At 72.3% G+C, this 18650-nt stretch carries 15 protein-coding genes and 1 pseudogene; 10 read left to right on the top strand and 6 right to left on the bottom strand.

The window, feature by feature from the left end:
• Window positions 1–30 precede the first annotated feature (30 nt).
• Window positions 31–246, bottom strand: a pseudogene (locus tag GA0070613_RS09315) (hypothetical protein); the annotation flags it as partial.
• A 104-nt stretch (window positions 247–350) separates the two neighbouring features.
• On the opposite strand from GA0070613_RS09315, the gene GA0070613_RS31950 reads away from it, so the two are divergent.
• The gene (locus GA0070613_RS31950) at window positions 351–515 is read left to right on the top strand and encodes a hypothetical protein (protein WP_157746309.1); all 165 of its coding nucleotides are present in this window, start codon (window positions 351–353) and stop codon (window positions 513–515) included.
• A gap of 31 nt (window positions 516–546) precedes the next feature.
• Here the strand turns inward: GA0070613_RS31950 and GA0070613_RS09310 are convergent, their stop codons facing one another.
• A complete protein-coding gene (locus GA0070613_RS09310; protein ID WP_089011925.1) occupies window positions 547–2007 on the bottom strand; it encodes a CCA tRNA nucleotidyltransferase in 1461 nt (486 codons plus the stop codon).
• Window positions 2008–2134: 127 nt separating this feature from the next.
• Between GA0070613_RS09310 and murJ the strand changes: the two genes are divergently transcribed.
• The 7 genes from murJ (at window position 2135) to GA0070613_RS09275 (ending at window position 10668) form a co-directional block, all read left to right on the top strand.
• A complete protein-coding gene (murJ, locus tag GA0070613_RS09305) occupies window positions 2135–3895 on the top strand; it encodes a murein biosynthesis integral membrane protein MurJ (RefSeq protein WP_089011924.1) in 1761 nt (586 codons plus the stop codon).
• A gap of 447 nt (window positions 3896–4342) precedes the next feature.
• A complete protein-coding gene (locus GA0070613_RS09300) occupies window positions 4343–5962 on the top strand; it encodes a protein kinase family protein (protein ID WP_089011923.1) in 1620 nt (539 codons plus the stop codon).
• Window positions 5963–6005: 43 nt separating this feature from the next.
• Window positions 6006–6794, top strand: a complete 789-nt coding sequence (gene sigM / locus GA0070613_RS09295; RefSeq protein WP_269459038.1) for an RNA polymerase sigma factor SigM — start codon at window positions 6006–6008, stop codon at window positions 6792–6794.
• Window positions 6791–7789 carry a hypothetical protein gene (locus GA0070613_RS09290; protein WP_089011922.1) on the top strand — a complete coding sequence of 333 codons (999 nt, stop codon included), beginning with the start codon at window positions 6791–6793 and terminating at the stop codon, window positions 7787–7789. Before sigM ends, GA0070613_RS09290 begins: the two co-directional genes overlap by 4 nt.
• 193 nt (window positions 7790–7982) lie before the next feature.
• Complete coding sequence (gene trxB, locus GA0070613_RS09285; protein WP_089011921.1) at window positions 7983–8936, top strand: thioredoxin-disulfide reductase; 954 nt, start codon at window positions 7983–7985, stop codon at window positions 8934–8936.
• A gap of 36 nt (window positions 8937–8972) precedes the next feature.
• A complete protein-coding gene (trxA, locus tag GA0070613_RS09280; RefSeq protein ID WP_089011920.1) occupies window positions 8973–9296 on the top strand; it encodes a thioredoxin in 324 nt (107 codons plus the stop codon).
• 211 nt (window positions 9297–9507) lie between these two features.
• Window positions 9508–10668, top strand: a complete 1161-nt coding sequence (locus GA0070613_RS09275) for an N-acetylmuramoyl-L-alanine amidase (RefSeq protein ID WP_089011919.1) — start codon at window positions 9508–9510, stop codon at window positions 10666–10668.
• 8 nt (window positions 10669–10676) lie between these two features.
• Here the strand turns inward: GA0070613_RS09275 and GA0070613_RS09270 are convergent, their stop codons facing one another.
• Window positions 10677–11342, bottom strand: coding sequence for a GNAT family N-acetyltransferase (locus GA0070613_RS09270; protein ID WP_089011918.1), 666 nt, complete (start codon window positions 11340–11342; stop codon window positions 10677–10679).
• 289 nt (window positions 11343–11631) lie between these two features.
• Here GA0070613_RS09270 and GA0070613_RS09265 point away from each other — a divergent pair, with 289 nt between their 5' ends.
• Together GA0070613_RS09265 and GA0070613_RS09260 are read left to right on the top strand one after the other, a co-directional pair.
• Window positions 11632–12945 (top strand): aminotransferase-like domain-containing protein, encoded by a 1314-nt coding sequence (locus GA0070613_RS09265; protein ID WP_089011917.1) that lies wholly within the window; start codon window positions 11632–11634, stop codon window positions 12943–12945.
• Window positions 12946–12952: 7 nt separating this feature from the next.
• The gene (locus GA0070613_RS09260; RefSeq protein WP_089011916.1) at window positions 12953–13951 is read left to right on the top strand and encodes a D-alanine--D-alanine ligase family protein; all 999 of its coding nucleotides are present in this window, start codon (window positions 12953–12955) and stop codon (window positions 13949–13951) included.
• A 120-nt stretch (window positions 13952–14071) separates the two neighbouring features.
• Here the strand turns inward: GA0070613_RS09260 and GA0070613_RS09255 are convergent, their stop codons facing one another.
• From GA0070613_RS09255 to GA0070613_RS34360, 3 genes are all read right to left on the bottom strand, one after another.
• Entirely contained in the window at window positions 14072–14869 is a 798-nt protein-coding gene (locus GA0070613_RS09255; protein ID WP_408630976.1) for a hypothetical protein, read from the bottom strand.
• Window positions 14870–16535: 1666 nt separating this feature from the next.
• Window positions 16536–17558 carry a ParB/RepB/Spo0J family partition protein gene (locus GA0070613_RS09250; RefSeq protein ID WP_089011915.1) on the bottom strand — a complete coding sequence of 341 codons (1023 nt, stop codon included), beginning with the start codon at window positions 17556–17558 and terminating at the stop codon, window positions 16536–16538.
• 27 nt (window positions 17559–17585) lie between these two features.
• On the bottom strand, window positions 17586–18443 hold the full coding sequence (locus GA0070613_RS34360) for a ParA family protein (RefSeq protein WP_269459048.1): 858 nt from the start codon (window positions 18441–18443) through the stop codon (window positions 17586–17588).
• Window positions 18444–18650: the final 207 nt, after the last annotated feature.

Here is an 18650-nt window from a genome sequence, read left to right as displayed (position 1 = left end):
CCGTCAGAGCAGCGCGACACCCAGCAGCGCCTCGGCCTGGTCGAGGCAGGGCAGGGCGACCAGAACCAGCAGGACAAGGACGCCGGCGTGCGCGTGGCCGGCCGTCCACAGCCCCCGCCGGACCGGGTTGTCCAGGTAACCGGGCTTGCGTCGGGCCAGGTGGGTGAGCAGGGTCAGGCCGCCGTAGGCCACCGCGACGACGGTGATCAGCAGGATTCCCGCGGTGGTGAGCGTGTCCGATGACATCCGTCGTCTCCGTCTTGTCCCTGTCGGCGGGCTCAGGGGCGTCACTGGTGTGAACAGCCGGACAGCGCCCGACGTCACGGCCTCCCGCCCCACCGTCTGCGCCGGTGAGGCAAACTTCGGCCGCCGGATCGCGTCTCCAATACGGAGGTGGACGGTGGCAGTACGGGTCCCGCGACTTCGTCCTCGCCGACCTGACCGGCCGGGAACTGGTCCGCCAACCGCTGCCGAAGGAACTGGTCGACCGGGCCGTGACGGTGGCCCCGCGGTGAGCCGTCACGCAAGGTCGCCGGTTCGCCGCGCTCAGTCCAGGACGCCCTGCTCCCGGGCCCAGCGCAGCAGCTCCGCCTCGGCCTCGTCGCGGTCCAGCGGGCCGCGCTCCAGGCGCTGCTCCTTCAGGTGCTGCCAGGCCTTCCCCACCACCGGTCCCGGCGGTACGCCGAGCAACTCCATGATCGCGTTGCCGTCCAGGTCGGGGCGAACCCGGGCCAGGTCCTCCTCGGCGGCGATCCGGGCGATCCGCTCCTCCAGCGCGTCGTAGTCGGCGGCCAGCGCGGCCGCCTTGCGCCGGTTGCGGGTGGTGCAGTCCGACCGGGTCAGCTTGTGCAGCCGGGGCAGCAGGTCACCGGCGTCCGCGACGTACCGGCGCACCGCCGAGTCGGTCCACTCGCCCCGGCCGTACCCGTAGAAACGCAGGTGCAGCGCGACCAGGGCGACCACCTTCGAGGTGACGTCCTTCGGGTACCGCATGGCCTTCATCCGGGCCTTGGTCAGCCGGGCCCCGACCACCTCGTGGTGGTGGAAGCTGACCCGGCCGTCGGGGCCGACCGCCTTGGTGGCCGGCTTGCCGACGTCGTGCATCAGCGCGGCCATCCGCAGCACGAAGTCGCAGCCGTCCTCCTCCATCGACATGGCGTTCTCGACCACGGTGAGGGTGTGCTCGTACACGTCCTTGTGCTGGGCGTGCTCGTCGATCGTCAGCTTCAGCCCGGTCAGCTCGGGCAGGAACCGCTCGCCCAGCCCGGTGTCGACCAGCAGCCGCAACCCGGTGATCGGGTCCGCGCCGCAGAGCAGCTTGGTGAACTCGTCCCGAATCCGCTCGGCGGTGATCCGGTCCAGGTCGGCGGCCATCCGGGTCATCGCCTCGCGGACGTCCGGGTGGACGGCGAAGCGGAGCTGGGCGGTGAACCGGGCCGCCCGCAGCATCCGCAGCGGGTCGTCGCGGAACGACTCCTGAGGCGTGCCGGGAGTACGGATGGCCTTGGCCGCGAGGTCGGCCAGGCCGCCGTGCGGGTCGGTGAAGCGGTGGTCGGGGAGGCTCACCGCCATCGCGTTGATGGTGAAGTCCCGCCGCTTGAGGTCGTCTTCCAGGCTGGTCCCGTACTCGACGATCGGGTTACGGCTGACCTGGTCGTACGCCTCCGCGCGGAAGGTGGTGATCTCCAGGCGGAGCCCGTCGCGCTGCAGGCCGATGGTGCCGAACTCCCGACCGGTCTCCCAGATCGACTCGGCCCAGCCCTTGATGATCCGCAGCGTCTCGTCGGGGTGCGCGTCGGTGCAGAAGTCCAGGTCCTCGCCGAGCCGGCCGAGCAGCGCGTCCCGGACCGAACCGCCCACCAGGTGCAGTTCGTGGCCCGCCGCGACGAACCGGCGACCGAGCTCGTCGGCGACCGGCGAGACGCGGAGCAGCTCGGCGACGGCGTTGCGCTGCGCGGCGGTGAGCTCGCGGCGGTCGGCGGCGTGGGATGCGGAGGCTTCGGACATGGGATCGCCAGCCTATCGGTCCGGCCCGGGAACTCCGCCGCCGGGCGCGGGTAAGAGGTACAGGTTGACTAAGGTCTTGACCGTCGGGACGGTGCCCGGCCCCGACGTACCCCTTGGGAGGCTGGAGATGAGCGGCGGGCTCTACCGCAGCGCGAACGCCACGCCGGACGGCGCGATCCCTCCCACCGGAGAGGCGACCTTCATCTCGGCCGAGCCGCTCAACCAGCCGGCGGTGGAGGCCACCGCGCCACCGCCGGAGCAGGTGGGGGAGGCCAGCGCCGCGGCGAACAGCGCGGTGATGGCGGTCGGCAGCCTGGTCAGCCGGGGTACGGGCTTCATCCGCAACCTGATGATCGGCGCGGCCCTCGGCGGCGGCCTGGTCGGCAACGCGTACACGACCGCGCAGTTCCTGCCGAACCAGGTGTACGAGTTTTTGCTCGGCGGGGTGCTCACCAGCGTGCTGATCCCGGTGCTGGTGCGCCGGCGCAAGGTCGACGCGGACAAGGGCGAGGCGTACGCGCAGCGGCTGCTCACCCTGGCGGTGCTCTCGCTGGCCGCCGCCGCGCTGATCGCGGTCGCCCTGGCGCCGGTGCTGACCGCGCTGTACGCGAGCGGCAAGGGCGCCGACTACACGGGGCTGGTCAACAACCTGTCCTACCTGATGCTGCCGATGCTCTTCTTCACCGGCGTCAGCGCGCTGATCGCCGCGGTGCTGAACACCCGGGGGCACTTCGCTGCGCCGATGTGGGCGCCGATCCTGAACAACCTCGTCGTCATCGGCACCTGCGGGCTGTACATCGCGGTCTACGGGGCGAAGATCCTCAAGCCCGCCGAGATGGGCTGGGGCCGGATCCTGCTGATCGGCGGCGGCACCCTGGTCGGTGTCGCGATCCAGGCCGCCGGCCTGCTGCCGGCGCTGCGCAAGGTGGGGTTCCGCTGGAAGTGGCGGTTCGACTTCCGCGAGCTGGGCCTGCGCGAGCTGGGCAAGCTCGGGGCCTGGATGTTCTGCTACGTGGCGGTCAACCAGCTCGGCCTCTTCGTGGTGGTCAACCTGCTCACCCGGGCGGCCGGCGAGAACGGCGACGGCAAGACCCGGGCCGGCATCCTGATCTACAACAACGTCTTCCTGCTGCTGATGATGGCGCACGGCATCATCGCCGTCTCGATCATCACCGCGTTGATGCCCCGGATGAGCGCCGCGGCCGCCGAAGGCCGGCTCCGCGAGGTGACCGCGGACCTGTCCCGTGGCACCCGGATGGTCACCGCGGTGCTCGCCCCGATCGCGGTCTGCTACGCGGTGCTGGCCGGGCCGATCGCCCGGGTGATCTTCCAGTACGGCGCGTTCGACGGCAACAACGCCCGGGCCACGTCGACCGTGCTGCTGGTCGCCGCGGTGGGGCTCGTGCCGTTCGCGATCAGCCAGCTGTTCACCTTCGCCTTCTACGCGCTGCCGGACACCCGCACCCCGGCCCTGATCAACATCCCGGTGGTGGCGCTGCGGGTGCTCCTCCAGATCGGGCTCTTCCTCGCCTTCTCCGCCACCTTCGCGGCGGCCGGCATGATGCTCGGCAACGCCGTCTCGTACCTGGCCGCCGCGGTGATCTCGGCGCTGCTGCTGCGGCCCCGGGTGGGCCGGATCGGCCTCGGCGGCATCATGCGGACCATGGGTCGGGTGGTCGTCGCCGCGCTGGGCGCCGCGCTGGTGGGCCTGCTCGTCGTCAAGCTGCTCCCCGGCGACCCGGCCGACCTCAGCTGGTTCGCGGCGGCCGTCCAGCTGGTGGTGGGTGGCGCGGTGATCGGCGGGACGTACCTGGGGCTGGCCATGGTGCTGCGGATCGGCGAGATCACCGAGGTGGTCGGGATGGTCCGCCGCCGCCTCGGCCGCTGACCCCGGTCCGCCGGAGTCGTCCGGACCGTCGACCACGGACGGTGAACGAGGATCACCAACCTGGGGATGGGGCTGTGGATAACTCCGCGTTTCCCCGCTCAGCCATCCTCCCGGCCTGTGGACAACCAACCGTACGGGTGAGGGTGCGGGGCCGATCGGGGGGAATTCAACCGGGCGTCGGGGAGGCCGCCACTCCCGGTGCGCCCCTCCGTCGACTACTTGCGGTCAACCTCTAGATTGGCTGGTGCAGGTACCAGCAACGTGGCTGACAACGGTCGTAACCGGACCGGGCGGCCCGTGGCTGGCGCCCCACCGGCCGCGGCGGGAAGATGACATGTCGGGGAACCGGGCATCCCGGGTAAGGTCGCACTCGACGGGTACGGCAGGTACCGACGCGGGCGTCGGCGCCGGTCTGCCGGTTCCTTCGAAGGCAGAGCGGGAAGCCACATGCCCAGCAGCACGGGTCCATCGATCGACACGATCACCGAGGGAGGACGGGTGACCCAGGTCGGCGAGGGTCAGGAGGCGGAGGAGACAGCTCCGCCGGTCCTGACCTTCGGTGCTCCCACGGCCGGTGAGATCCTTGCCGAGCGGTACGAGCTGGTCGAGCACATCAACAACGACAGCGCGGGCCGGCTGGTCTGGCGCGGAGTCGACGTCGTGCTACGCCGTCCCGTAGCGGTGGTCCTCCGCTACCCGGGTGGCGACTCCGCCACCGAGATGCTCCAGGCCGCCGTCGCGGCCAGCCGGGTCATCCACCCCAACCTGGTCGGCGTCTACGACGCGATCGACGAGGCGGACCGGGCGTACGTGGTCCGCGAGTGGGTGGACGGCCAGTCCCTGCGCGACCTGGTCACCGCCCACGGGCCGCTGGACCCGGCCCGGGCGACCGCCATCGGCAACGCCGTCGCCAGCGCCCTCGCCGCGGTGCACGCGACCGGCATGGTGCACGGCAACGTCCACCCCGGCACCGTGATGATCAGCGACGACGGCCGGGTGGTGCTGGCCGACGCGCGGACCGACGGCGCGGACAGCCAGGAGAACGACATCCGAGCGGTCGGCGGGGTGCTCTACTTTGCCCTCACCGGGCACTGGCCGCACGGGGAGGCGCCGCTGCACGGCGCCACCGCCGGGCACGGCCGGGCCGCCATCCCGGACGCCGTACGCGACGCCGGCGGCGCGATCGCCGCCCCCCGTCAGGTCCGGGCCGGGGTGCCCGCGTACCTCGACGACCTGACCATGGACCTGCTCGACCCGGAGATCGCCCCGCCCTCCTCGGACGTGCTCGCGGCCGAGTTGGGCCGGCTGGACATCCCCGCCGACGAGCACTTCCTGGACCAGGCGGGCCCGCTGCGCTTCACGGCGGACGCCGAGGAGGAGCCGTCGCCGCTGGCCGTCGCCGGTGGCCGCAAGATGGCCCTCGGCATCGCCGGGCTGCTCGCGGTGGCCCTGGTCGGCCTGCTCATCGGCATCAGCGCGCTGGGCGGCGACGACAAGGACCCGAAGACCGAGTCGATGGCCCGCCCGTCCAGCAGCGCGCCGGCCGACCAGCCCACCCAGCCCGCCGCCGCGGTGCGGAAGCTGGCGGTCAAGGACGTCCGGATCATCGACCCGGACAGCAAGAGCCGCGACGAGCTGAGCGACGCCGAGAAGGTGATCGACGGCAGCGAGGACGAGGGCTGGGAGACCGACACCTACACCACCGCGAAGTTCGGCAACTTCAAGCGCGGCATGGGTGTCTGGATCGACCTCGGCGCCGAGCACACGGTGAAGTCGGTGCAGGCCGTCCTCTCCGCCAGCGGCGCAACCGCCCATCTCTACACCGGCACCACCGACCCGGACTCCAGCTCGTCCGGCGACAAAAAGCTCTACACCCAGTACGTCACGACGAACAACCGGATCGAGGAGTTCGCTCGGTCCGAGGGCAGCACGCTGACCTTCAGCAACGGCTTCGACCCGGACAAGAAGTACCGGTACCTGCTCTTCTGGCTCACCGAGCTGCCGCAGAAAGACAGCGGCGGCGGCTACAAGATCGGTGTCCAGGAGATCACCGTCCAGGGGTCGTGAACCGGCCGCCGCTGTCCGGGCACCACTCCCGCCGGACGTGGTGATGGACGACCGCGGCGAGGGACGGGCCGGCGGGCCGACGGGCGGCGCACCGGTGGCCGTGCCGACCCGCGCCGGGCCGGGTGCCGGGACGACCGACATGGAGCTGCTCCGCGCCCACGTGGCGGGCGACCGGGACGCCTTCACCGAGCTGTTCCACCGGCACCGGGACCGGCTCTGGGCGGTGGCGCTGCGCACGCTCGGCGACCGGGAGGAGGCCGCCGACGCCCTCCAGGACGCCCTGCTCTCCGCGCACCGCGCGGCGGCCCGCTTCCGGGGTGACTCCGCGGTGACCACCTGGCTGCACCGGATCGTGGTGAACGCCTGCCTGGACCGGATCCGCCGGCGGCAGGCGCACGCCACGGTCCCGCTGCCGGACGGCGTGCACACCGACGGCGAGCCCGGCCGGCACACCGGCGGGGTGGAGCCGGCCGCCCCGGTCCGGGACCACGACACCGCGCTGGTGGTGCGGCAGGCCCTGGCCGAGCTGCCGGTCGAGCAGCGTGCCGCGCTGATCCTGGTGGACGTGCAGGGTTATCCGGTGGCCGAGGTGGCCCGCATCCTCGGTGTCGCCGAGGGGACCGTCAAGAGCCGCTGCGCCCGCGGTCGGGCCCGGCTGGCCGCGCTCCTCGGTCACCTGCGGACGGGCGCCGACGACCCGCCGTCGGTGCCGCGCCCGGCCGGCCGTACCGCCGCCGGCGTGCCGCGCGTCACGGCGGGGAACCCGCGACCGCCGGAGGGCGTCGAATCGGCGCCGGGATGGTCCCGGGCCGCGAACGAGGAGGAGACGTGACCCCCGGGAAGTTCAGCGAGGTCGACCACGACCTGCTCGCCGACTACGTCGGCGGGGCGCTGGACGGCACCCCGGAGCAGGTCACGGTCGCCCGCCTGATCGAGGAGGACCCGGCGTGGGCCGGGGCGCACGCCGCGCTGGCACCGGCGATGGAGCTGGTCCGGGCCGACCTGGCCGACTGGGCCGCCGCCCCCGTACCCGACATGCCGCTGGCCGTCGCGGACCGGATCGCCGCGACGCTGGCCGGCGCCGGGCCGGCCCCGAGCCGACCGGGCAGCGACGACGCGGGACCGGTCGAGGGCAGGGGGCTTCGTGCGGGCGGGCACGCCGGGTCGGGCACCGTGCCGACGCGGGCGACCGGCCAGCGGCGTACCGGCGCGGTCCGACCGGCCGAGGGCACGGGCCGCGGCACTGGGCCGGGGCGCGGGCCACGGCGCTGGGCCCGGATCGCCGGTCCGGTCGCCCTCGCGGCGGCCTCGGTCGCTGCCGTCGGACTGGGCCTCAACCAGCTGGTCGCCACCCGGAACGACACGGCGGTGACGGCCGACCGCGGCCGGGCCGACAATGCCGGTGCACCCGCCCCGCTGGCGGCCGAGCCGTTCCGGACGACCGGCCCGCCGCGTCGCAGCGGCACGGACTACACCCCGGAGCAGTTGTCCGGCGGGAGCCGGTTCAAGGTGCCCCCGGCGGCGGGCAGCGGCGTCCCGGAGACCGCGGCGGCGGCGCCGGAGGGCGAGCGGCTCTCCGTCGCCGGCGGGCTCGACCGGCTCACCGGCCGGGACGCGCTGGACGCCTGCCTGAGGGAGATCACCGCAGAGCACGGGAGCGGGGCGGTGGCCGTGGACCTGGTCGACTACGCGTCGTTCCAGGGCCGACCGGCGCTGGTCGTCACCTTCGTCGACGCGGGCGGCGCACGCTGGGCGTGGGTGAGCGGACCGGAGTGCGGCGTGCCCGGGTCCGGCGCGGACACCCGCTTCCGAACGCGGGTAGGGTGAGATCGCGGTAATCGGCGGCTGCCGTTCCACGTGACGTGACCCACCGGATGACCGGTTCGGGAATCGCCGCTTCGTACGATGACGTTCTGCAAGTCAGGCGCCGACGCCGCTGAGCCGTCGGCACTCGGATCGGCATCGTCCCGGCGGCTGAGCGGCCGGAACGGATGACGAACACACACATCGGGAGACGGCAGTGGACGAGGTCCGCAACCTGATCATCATCGGCTCCGGGCCGGCCGGTTACACGGCGGCGGTCTATGCCGCGCGCGCCAACCTCAAGCCGCTCGTCATCGAGGGCGTGCAGTCCGGCGGCGCGCTGATGACCACCACCGAGGTGGAGAACTTCCCCGGTTTCGCGGACGGCATCCTCGGCCCCGAGCTGATGGACAACATGCGCAAGCAGGCCGAGCGGTTCGGCGCCGAGTTCCTGACCGACGACGTCACCCGGGTCGAGCTGACGGACACCGGCGACACCGGCTCCGGCGCCACCAGCACCGTGTGGGTGGGCGAGACCGCGTACCGGGCGAAGGCCGTGATCCTCTCCACCGGCTCCGCCTGGCGTCCGCTGGGCGTACCCGGCGAGCAGGAGTACCTGGGCCACGGCGTGTCGTCCTGCGCCACCTGTGACGGCTTCTTCTTCCGCAACCAGCACATCGTGGTGGTCGGCGGTGGCGACTCGGCGATGGAGGAGGCCAGCTTCCTGACCCGGTTCGCGGACTCCGTCACCATCATCCACCGCCGCGATTCTTTCCGGGCCAGCAAGATCATGGCCGGGCGGGCGCTCGGCAACGACAAGATCAAGGTCGAGTGGAACACCACCGTCGAGGAGATCCTCGGCTCCGACGGCAAGGTCAGCGGGGTCCGGGTCCGCAACGTGCACACCGGCGAGATCAAGGTGCTGGACGTCACCGGCGTCTTCGTGGCGATCGGCCACGACCCGCGCAGCGAACTCTTCCGCGGACAGGTGGAACTCGACGACGAGGGCTACGTGAAGGTGCAGGCGCCGAGCACCCGGACCAGCATTCCGGGTGTCTTCGCCGCCGGCGACGTCGTCGACCACACCTACCGGCAGGCGATCACGGCGGCCGGTACGGGCTGCGCTGCGGCCCTGGACGCCGAGCGCTTCATCGCCACCCTGGAAAGCTGAAACATCTTCAAGAAGGTCCCGGAGGAGGGGTTCATAGTGGGAACAACCAAGGCGGTCACCGACGCGAGCTTCGCGAGCGACGTGCTGAAGTCCGACAAGCCGGTGCTGGTGGACTTCTGGGCGGAGTGGTGCGGGCCGTGCCGCAAGGTGTCGCCGCTGCTGGAAGAGATCGCGGGCGAGATGGGTGACCAGGTCACCATCGTCAAGCTCAACATCGATGAGAACCCCGAGACCGCCCGGACCTACCGGGTGATGTCCGTGCCGACCCTCACCGTCTTCAAGAACGGCGAGCCGGTGCAGTCCATCGCCGGCGCCAAGCCGAAGGGCGAGCTGGTCAAGCTCATCGAGTCGGCGCTGTAGCGCCGAACCCCGACCGCGGAACCCCCGTGCCCGACCTTCGGGCCCGGGGGTTCCTGGCTTTCATCGACGTCCACCGGTCGAAACCGCTGACCTGCGCCAACCCGGAGTCGGTCGGTGACCGGTCACGGTACGCTCCGTAAGCATCCGCAGAGTCCCGCCTCGTGCGACCGCGGGGCCTGGCCAGCCAGCATCCGCGCAGAGGGGGTCGTGCGTGCGTCCGATCCGACCCGGTGACCGGGGACCCGCGGTGACGGAGATCCGTACCGTCCTCACCGGCCTGGAGCTGCTCCCGTCCGGCGATCACGGCGACGAGTTCGACGTGGCGACCGAACGCGCCGTCCGGGCGTTCCAACAGTCCCGTGGCCTGAGCGTGGACGGCCGGGTGGGCACGGAGACCTGGCAGGCGCTGGACGCGGCCCGCTGGCGGCTCGGCGCCCGCACGCTGTACCACGCCGTACCGCAGCCGCTGATCGGCGAGGACGTCCGCTCGCTCCAGGAACGCCTCCTGGAGATGGGGTACGACGTGGGTAACGCCGACGCCATCTACGGCATCCGCACCTCCCGCGCGGTCGCCCAGTTCCAGCGGGAGATGGGGCTCAAACCGGACGGCGCCTGCGGCCCGCACACCATGGGTACGCTGCGCCGCCTCGGCCGGAAGGTGGTCGGCGGGCGTCCGCAGTGGCTGCGCGAGTCGGACGCGATCCGGCAGGCCGGGCCGACGCTGGTCGGCCGGACGGTGGTCATCGACCCCGGGCACGGCGGCACGGACCCGGGGGTGGTGGTGCCCGACGGCCGGCTGCGCTGGACCGAGGCGGACCTCGTCCACGACCTGGCCAGCCGGCTGGAGGGCCGACTCGCCGCGGCCGGGGTACGCGTGCAGCTCACCCGCGGCCCGGCCCCGCAGACCTGCCTGCCCGACGCCGACCGGGCGCAGCTGGCCAACTCGCTCGGCGCCGACGTCTTCATCTCGCTGCACACCGACGGCCACGCCAATCCGGCGGCGAACGGGGTGGCGACCTACCACTACGGCACCGACAACGGCGTCACCTCGGCCACCGGGGAACGCCTCGCCGGCCTCGTGCAGCGGGAGATCGTGGCCCGGACCGGGCTGCGGGACTGCCGTACCCACGCCAAGGCGTGGGACCTGCTGCGGCTGACCAGGATGCCGGCGGTCCGGGTCGAGGTGGGCTACCTGACGTCCCCGGAGGACCGCGGCCGGCTGGTCGACTCGCGGTTCCGGGACCGGGTGGTCGAGGCGATCATCGCCGCGGTGCAGCGGATGTACTTCCCGATCGAGCGGGACGTGCCGACCGGCTCGATCGACGTGAGCGAGCTGCGCGCGGTGGTGGCCGCCGGCACGGTGGTCGACTGAGGCGGCCCTCAGAGCCCGCTGGACCGGGTGGCCGGGGCCGGGCGTACCGGGCGCAGCAGCGTCTCCGGGCTCATCGAGCCGAGCAGCTTCTCCAGCGCGTACTCGACGTCGGACTTCCAGCTCAGCGCGGTGCGCAGTTCCAGCCGCAGGCGGGGGTAGCGCGGGTGCGGGCGGACCGTCTTGAAGCCCACCGACAGGAAGAAGTCGGCCGGCGCGACGCAGGCCCGGGTCGGGTCGTCCCCGTCGCCGAACTTGGCGTCCCCGAACGCCTCGATCGCCTTGATGCCGCGCTTGGTCAGATCCCGGGCGACGCCCTGGACGAGCATCCGGCCCAGCCCGCCACCGGCGAAGGCGGGGACCACGTTGGCGGTCATCAGCAGCGCGGCGTCCGCGGAGACCGGCGAGGTGGGGAAGGCCATCGAGCGCGGGACGTACGCCGGCGGGGCGTACATGACGAAGCCGGCCGGCATCCCGTCGACGTACGCGAGCTTGCCGCAGGAACCCCACTCCAGCAGTGTCTGGGAGACCCAGGCCTCCTTCTCCAGGCCGGGGTCACCGGCGGCGCACGCCCGGTCGGCGGAGACCGGATCCAGCTCCCAGTAGACGCACTGCCGGCACGGGCGGGGCAGGTCTTCCAGGGTGTCGAGGGTCAGACTGACCAGACGTCGCGACATCAGCGCATCCCCACAACTAGGCTCGGAGAGGAAACACGCGGTCCGGCGCCGCTTTCCTGCCCCCGACGAGCGATCGTACGCCGTTACCCGATCGGGTGGGAGTGGACGCGCGAATGGCCACCCGACCGGTGCCGGCCGGTCCGGGATGTGGACCCGCCCCCGGACACCACGCCGCCCGCGGGCCGGCGCGGACTACCATCGGGCAACCGGCCCCGTGCCGCCATGGTCGCCGGCATCGCGGGTACCACACCACGCGGCAGCCCCGCCGACACCCGATCGAGGTGACGTCATGACCGGCACGACGCTCGACGACTACACCGACCGGTACGCCCGCCGGGTCCGGGGGATGACCGCCTCCGAGATCCGGGCGCTCTTCGCGGTGGCCAGCCGGCCGGAGGTCGTCTCGCTCGCCGGTGGGGCCCCCTACATCGCGGCGCTGCCGCTGGACGCGGTCGGTGAAATGCTCGGCCGGCTCGGCTCGGAGCACGGCGCCACCACCCTGCAGTACGGGATCGGCCAGGGCACCTTGGAGCTGCGCGAGCGGATCTGCGAGGTGATGGCCCTCTCGGGCATCGACGCGTCCTGCGGCGCCTCGCCGGAGGACGTGGTGGTGACCGTCGGCGGCCAGCAGGCGCTGGACCTGGTGGCCCGGCTCTTCCTCGACCCGGGCGACGTGGTGCTCGCCGAGGGCCCGACCTACGTCGGGGCACTCGGGGTGTTCCAGGCCGCCCAGGCTCAGGTCGTGCACGTGCCGATGGACGGCGACGGGCTGATCCCGGAGGCGCTGGAGACGGCCATCGCCGACCTGGCCCGGGCCGGGCGGCGGGTGAAGTTCCTCTACACCATCCCGACCTACCAGAACCCCACCGGCGTGACACTGAGCGAGGAACGCCGCGACCAGGTGCTCGACATCTGCGAGCGGGCCGGCCTGCTGGTGGTGGAGGACGACCCGTACGGCCAGCTCGGTTTCGAGGAAGAGGCCCCCGCGCCGCTGCGGGCCCGCCGCCGGAACGGGGTCTTCTACCTGAGCACCTTCTCCAAGACTTTCGCCCCCGGCCTGCGGGTGGGGTGGATCCTGGCCCCGCACGCGGTCCGCGACAAGCTGGTCATCGCCAGCGAGGCGCAGATCCTCTGCCCCAGCGGGTACGCCCAGGCGGCCGTCTCGACGTACCTCGGCACCATGCCCTGGCGGGAGCAGCTGAAGGTGTACCGGGAGGTCTACCGGGAGCGCCGCGACGCCATGCTGGAGGCGCTGGAGGACCTCATGCCGGACGGCACGACCTGGACCAACCCGGGCGGTGGCCTCTTCGTCTGGGCTTCCCTGCCCGACGGCCTCGACTCGAAGGCGATGATGCCGCGGGCCATCGCCGCCCGGGTGGCGTACGTGCCAGGCACCGGCTTCTACGCCGACGGCGCGGGCGGCGGCAACATGCGGCTCAACTTCTCCTTCCCGCCGCCGGAGCGGATCCGGGAGGGCGTGCGCCGGCTGGCCGGCGTGATGGAGCAGGACATCGCCATGCGCCGGGTCTTCGGCACGGTCGGCGGGTCCGAGGTGCGTCGCCGACAGGGCGGCTCCGACGCGCCCGGTCCCGACTTGGCATGATTCCCGCATGGCTGTCACCTCCGCTGCCCGGACTCTCGTGACCGATCCCGCCGTCACCGCCGAACTGCACGTCCTGGTGCTCGCCGGTGGCCTCTCCTACGAGCGGGACGTCTCGCTCCGGTCCGGCCGGCGGGTGCTCGACGCGCTGCGGGCCGTGGGCGTGGAGGCCGAACTGCGGGACGCCGACGTGGCCCTGCTCCCGGCCCTGGCGGCCGACCCGCCGGACGCGGTGGTGATCGCCCTGCACGGCGCCACCGGCGAGGACGGCTCGCTCCGGGGCGTGCTCGACCTCTGCGACGTCCCGTACGTGGGATGTGACGCCCGCGCCTCCCGGCTCGCCTGGGACAAGCCGTCCGCGAAGGCGGTGCTCCGCGAGGCCGGCATCCCCACCCCCGACTGGGTGGCCCTGCCGCACGACCGCTTCTCCGAGCTGGGCGCGGTGGCGGTGCTGGACCGGATCGTCGACCGGCTCGGCCTGCCGCTGATGGTCAAGCCCGCGCAGGGCGGCTCCGGACTCGGCGCCGCGGTGGTCCGGGACGCCGGGTCGCTCCCGGCCGCAATGGTGGGCTGCTTCGCGTACGACCAGACGGCGCTGGTCGAGCGCTACGTGCCCGGCATGGACGTGGCGGTGTCGGTGCTCGACCTCGGCGAGGGCCCGCAGGCGCTCCCCCCGGTGGAGATCGTGCCCCGCAACGGCGTCTACGACTACGCCGCCCGCTACACCGCCGGCCGGACCACCTGGCACGCCCCGGCCCGGCTCGACCCGGAGGTGACCGCGCGGGTCGCCGAGGTGGCGCTCGCCGCGCACACCGCGCTCGGCCTGCGGGACCTCTCCCGGGTCGACCTGATCGTCGACGCCTCGGGGCAGCCGCACGTGCTGGAGGTCAACGTCTCCCCGGGGATGACGGAGACCTCGCTGCTGCCGCTGGCCATCCAGGCGGCCGGCCTGGACTTCGGCCGGGTGCTCGGGTCGCTGGTGACCCGAGCCGCCGCCCGCCGCCCCTGACCGTTCGCCGGGCGGCACCGGGCCTCCGCACGGAGACGTCGGGTTTCGGAGGGATCCGGTGTTGCTCGCGCCGACCCCGAGCGCCCCCGGCTCGCCGGCGTGCCGTCCGGGCCCCCGTTCTCAGCTCAGGCGGGAGCCGCTCTCCGACTTCTCCTCGCTCCCGCTTCCCGGCTCCTCGTCGCCTTCGCTCCCCGGCCTTTCTTCGCTTCCGCTCTCCGGTTGTTCGTCGGTCCCGCTCTCCGGCTCCGGGATCTCTTCGGCCGCCTCGACGACGGAGACGGCCTCCTCCTCACCGGCGACGGCATCCGCGGCCGTGACCGCAGAAAGACGCGACGGCGCCTGCCACTGGATACGCGGCGGCTCGGCCAGCGGGCGACCGCCGAACTCGGCCAGCCAGGCGGCGACCATGGCGAGGTTTTCCCGCCACTGCGCCTCGGAGATCGGCGGCAGGATCGAATCCCAGAGCGAGAGGAACGTGCCGCGCAGCTGAAGCCGCCCGGACGGCCGGGCGAGGAACCAGATGTGCAGGTGCGCCGAGCCGTCACCCCAACGGTTGACGTGGACCCGGGCGACGCCGTCGAGGGACCGGATGGCGCGTTCAAGGCGCACGGTCATCACGCCCAGCTCGGCGGCGAGGAGGTTGGGCAGGTCGCCGAGGTCGAGATGCGACCGCGACTCGAGGATCAGCACCATCGGCAGGCCGGTGGGACGGTCCATCGCCCGCACCCGCCATCGCTCACCCACCCAGATGTAGGCCTCGTCGGGAGCGTTACAGGCGGTGCATTCCCGATTCCCCTCACCGCGACGGGGAGGTTCGACCGGGACCAGATCGTCGAGCTGCTTGACGCGAAGGTGGCCCTCGAAGGGGAAGGAGGGCCACTGGGTGAAGTCCGGAACTGAGGGAGGGGTGTCCTGCACGACGCTGACCCTAACCGAGACGAGGACGCCTGTCCCTACCCTGATTCGCCATCCGTCGCCGCGAACGCGCAGCGCTCCTCGTCGATCAGGCGGGGCGGGCCAACGGTCCCGCTCGGTGCCGCACGGCCCCCGTCCACCGCGTTGTCCACAGGCCGATGGGGTCACCACCACACCGCGTCATCCACAGGTCAAGACACGTTTCTCAGCGCTGTTTCACGTGAAACGAGGGGTGCCTGTGGAAAACCGCTGTGGATAACCGAGCTGCGGCTGGTCCGGCGTTCTCCGTCCCTGCCGCGCCTCCCGCTGAGCCCCTTCTTCCTAACGAGCCGGCCTCGGATCGGCACCGCCTCGGATCGCCTCTTTCCGAGCGACCTGGAAGGGCGGTTTCCGTAATCGGGCACCGGCGCGGTCGATCTGGTCGAAGCGGTCGCAGGGGGCGAGCACGGCCGTGTTGCCGGCGTGAGGGCGGCTGACCCGGTGCTGCCGGGGTGCCCCGCTTCCTGAGGGCGGGCTACCGGGACGGCGTGCCGGCGACTCACCGAGCCGAGCGACCAAGCGAGGATCGGCGACGAAGCAGGCGTCTCTCATGCCGAAGTCCCGTTGTTGCCTGGCGGCGGCCCCTGCCGAAGTCTGAATGTTCGGGGCCACGCCGGAGCTCGAGCGGACATCGACGCCGCGTCGGAGCCCGGGCAGGCGTGGGGATGCCCTGCCCGCTCGAGCGCGGGGACGCAACCCCCGGGGCGGGAGGTGGCACGCCAAACCCGGGCGGACGTGGGCCATGGCATCACATCGGTGCGGGCGCGGTGAGCGCACGTCGGGAACTGTGCGGAGCGCGGGGGCGTTTCACGTGAAACCGGGAGCGACTTTCGGGACGGCTCGCGATCAGCCTGATCCGGCCGTCAACTTCTTCGCCGCGGCGCACCATGCATGATGGCGTCGTCGGTCAGCGGCCGCTCACCGCCCCGCGTGCAACGTAGGAGCTCGGCCGCAGCAGCGGCTGCCGACCGGAGATCTGCCGGAGAGCGCCTCCGCGAGGCGACCAGTCGGAAGGTGACCGCGTTTCCTCGGACGGCCGCCGCGACGCCCGACAGATACGCGCCGCCCTGCTCGGTCCTGACCCTCAGGGCGAGTCGCTCCGGAACGTGGCCGGCGCCTCGAGCACCTCAGAAACGAATCCAGCGGTCGGACCCACCCGGGCCACCCCCACCCCAGTGAGTCCCCGCATGTTCCTCATCCTCTTCGCCCGCGCACCCGCCGGTGTCGAACAGCCGGATCAACGTTTCACGTGAAACGGCGCTCGGTTGGAACCCGAACCCGCGGCTGGCGGCACGTGGAGCAGGCAGCTCGAACGGGTGTCGTCCGGGCACGCCTCGGCCGGAACGCCACCCGCAGCGGCGTCGGGCAGGCTGAGGGACGTGCGCAGCTCGTGCGGAAAGGGCCCTCAGTGGCCCAGCACGGCCATCGGGGAGTGGATCCGGTATGCGGGGCAGGAGAAGATCGCTCTGACCCCGCTGAGAGCCCTGTGGCGGTCGGATGCGGTCGGGCCGCCCGCCCGGTGGAACGGATCGGCCGCGTGGTCCTGGTGCAGGACCACCCGCCCGGTGGAACGGATCGGCCGCGTGGTCCTGGTGCAGGACCACGCGGCCGAGGCCGTCGGGGGAAGTGCTCAGTCCTCGGGCTGCTCCTCCTGCTCGACACCGATGATCCCGACGATCCGCTCCAGATCGTCGACCGTGGCGAATTCAATCGTGATCTTTCCCTTGCTCCGGCCGATGTCGACCTTCACCCGGGTGTCGAAGCGGTCGGAGAGCCGGTCGGCCAGGTCGGTCAGCGCCGGGGCGTGCGGCTTGGGCCGACGCTTGGCCGCCGGGTTCTTCGCCGGCCCGTCGGCCAGCGCCAGGGCGACCAGTTCCTCGGTCGCGCGTACCGAGATGCCCTCGGCGACGATCCGCAGCGCGAGCTGCTCCTGGGCCTCGGCGTCGTCCAGACTGAGCAGCGCCCGGGCGTGGCCGGCAGAGAGCACGCCGGCGGCGACCCGCCGCTGCACCTGCGCCGGGAGGTTCATCAAGCGGATCGTGTTGGAGATCTGCGGCCGGCTCCGGCCGATGCGGCGCGCCAACTCCTCGTGGGTCGCGCCGAACTCCTCCAGCAGCTGCTGGTACGCGGCCGCCTCCTCCAACGGGTTCAGGTTGGCGCGGTGGATGTTCTCCAGCAGCGCGTCCCGGAGCATCGCGTCGTCCTTGGTGTCCCGGACGATGGCCGGGATGCTCTCCCGGCCGACCGCCTGAGCCGCCCGCCAGCGCCGCTCACCCATGACGAGTTCGTACTTCTCGCCGTCGAGCTGGCGTACGACGATCGGCTGGAGGAACCCGACCTCCTGGATGGAGGTCTTCAGCTCTTCCAGCGCCTCCTCGTCGAAGACCTGACGGGGCTGCTTCGGGTTCGGCACGATCGCGTCGACCGGGATCTCGGCGAACCGGGCTCCCGGCACCGGACTCAACTGTGGTCCGGCCTCCACCGCAGGGGCGATGGACGCCGCGGCCGCCGAGGGCGGCGGCGCGGCCGTTCCCGCCGTGGCCGGGGCAACGGCCTCCGACTCACCGGCCGCCGGAACGGCCGGCTCCACCGGTGCCGTCGGGATCAATGCCCCGAGTCCCCGGCCCAGACCGCCACGAGGACGGTTTTTCATGCGACGCCTCCCAGCGACTTCTCCGCGCTACGCATTCCGGCTCACCGGCTCCTTGACCCCACGTTCGGCGATCTCCTGGGCGGCTTCGAAGTAGCTCGTAGCCCCCCGCGAACCGGGATCGTAGGTCATCACGGACTGCCCGTAGCTCGGCGCCTCGGACACCCGCACGTTCCGCGGGATCACGGCCTGGAGCACCTTGTCGCCAAAGTGGTTCCGGACGTCCTGTTCCACCGCGTCGGCCAGCCGGGTACGGCGGTCGTACATGGTGAGCAGGATCGTGGAGACCTCGAGCTTCGGGTTGAGGTGCTGGCGGACCAGGTTGATGTTGCTGATCAGCTGGTTGAGTCCCTCCAGCGCGTAGTACTCGCACTGGATGGGGATCAGCACCTCCTGCGCGGCCACCAACGCGTTGACGGTCAGCAGACCGAGCGAGGGCGGGCAGTCGATGAAGACGTAGTCGAAGTGGCCGGGGTAGGCGGCGATGGCCCGGGCCAGTCGGGACTCCCGGGCGACCACCGACACCAGCTCGATCTCGGCACCGGCCAGGTCGATGGTGGCCGGTACGCACCACAGGTTCGGGATGCCCTCGACGGCCTGGGTGACCTCCTCCAGCGGCACGCTGTCGATCAGGCAGTCGTAGACGTCGGGGACGCCGGTGTGGTGCGGGACGTTGAGTCCGGTGGAGGCGTTGCCCTGCGGGTCCAGGTCGACCACGAGGACCCGGTTGCCGTGCAGGGCCAGAGCCACCGCCAGGTTCACCGTGGTCGTGGTCTTACCCACGCCGCCCTTCTGGTTCGCGACGCACATGACCCGGGTCCGTTCCGGCCGAGGCATGGTCACCTCGCCACTGGGATTCAGGATCTGCACGGCGCGCATAGCCTCCATAGCCAACGGTGGGTCATCCTCTTCGCGCGTCGGGGTTTCACGTGAAACGTACGTGCTGGCGGTGGCTGCGGCTTCGTAGCCGGCGACCGGTGGCGCGTCGGACGGGACCACCGTCGCCGGGCCGGCGTCCGGTACCGCGTGCGGCGCCGGCTGCTGGGGCACCGGCGTTCCGGGTGCGGCGGGCGGCGGCTCGAACCGGGCGGAGGC

The sequence above is a fragment of the Micromonospora inositola genome, assembly GCF_900090285.1.
Classification (GTDB): Bacteria; Actinomycetota; Actinomycetes; order Mycobacteriales; family Micromonosporaceae; genus Micromonospora; species Micromonospora inositola.
The sequence above is the reverse complement of the archived record's forward strand: the minus strand, read 5'-3'. Positions and strand labels throughout refer to the sequence as shown.

What these genes read in the sequence shown, in the direction of transcription:
- GA0070613_RS09310 (WP_089011925.1), bottom strand. Translation starts at nt 2,007, where the DNA reads ATGTCCGAAGCCTCCGCATCCCACGCCGCCGACCGCCGCGAGCTCACC.
- murJ (WP_089011924.1), top strand. Translation starts at nt 2,135, where the DNA reads ATGAGCGGCGGGCTCTACCGCAGCGCGAACGCCACGCCGGACGGCGCG.
- GA0070613_RS09300 (WP_089011923.1), top strand. Translation starts at nt 4,343, where the DNA reads ATGCCCAGCAGCACGGGTCCATCGATCGACACGATCACCGAGGGAGGA.
- sigM (WP_269459038.1), top strand. Translation starts at nt 6,006, where the DNA reads ATGGACGACCGCGGCGAGGGACGGGCCGGCGGGCCGACGGGCGGCGCA.
- GA0070613_RS09270 (WP_089011918.1), bottom strand. Translation starts at nt 11,342, where the DNA reads ATGTCGCGACGTCTGGTCAGTCTGACCCTCGACACCCTGGAAGACCTG.
- GA0070613_RS09265 (WP_089011917.1), top strand. Translation starts at nt 11,632, where the DNA reads ATGACCGGCACGACGCTCGACGACTACACCGACCGGTACGCCCGCCGG.
- GA0070613_RS09260 (WP_089011916.1), top strand. Translation starts at nt 12,953, where the DNA reads ATGGCTGTCACCTCCGCTGCCCGGACTCTCGTGACCGATCCCGCCGTC.
- GA0070613_RS09250 (WP_089011915.1), bottom strand. Translation starts at nt 17,558, where the DNA reads ATGAAAAACCGTCCTCGTGGCGGTCTGGGCCGGGGACTCGGGGCATTG.
- GA0070613_RS34360 (WP_269459048.1), bottom strand. Translation starts at nt 18,443, where the DNA reads ATGGAGGCTATGCGCGCCGTGCAGATCCTGAATCCCAGTGGCGAGGTG.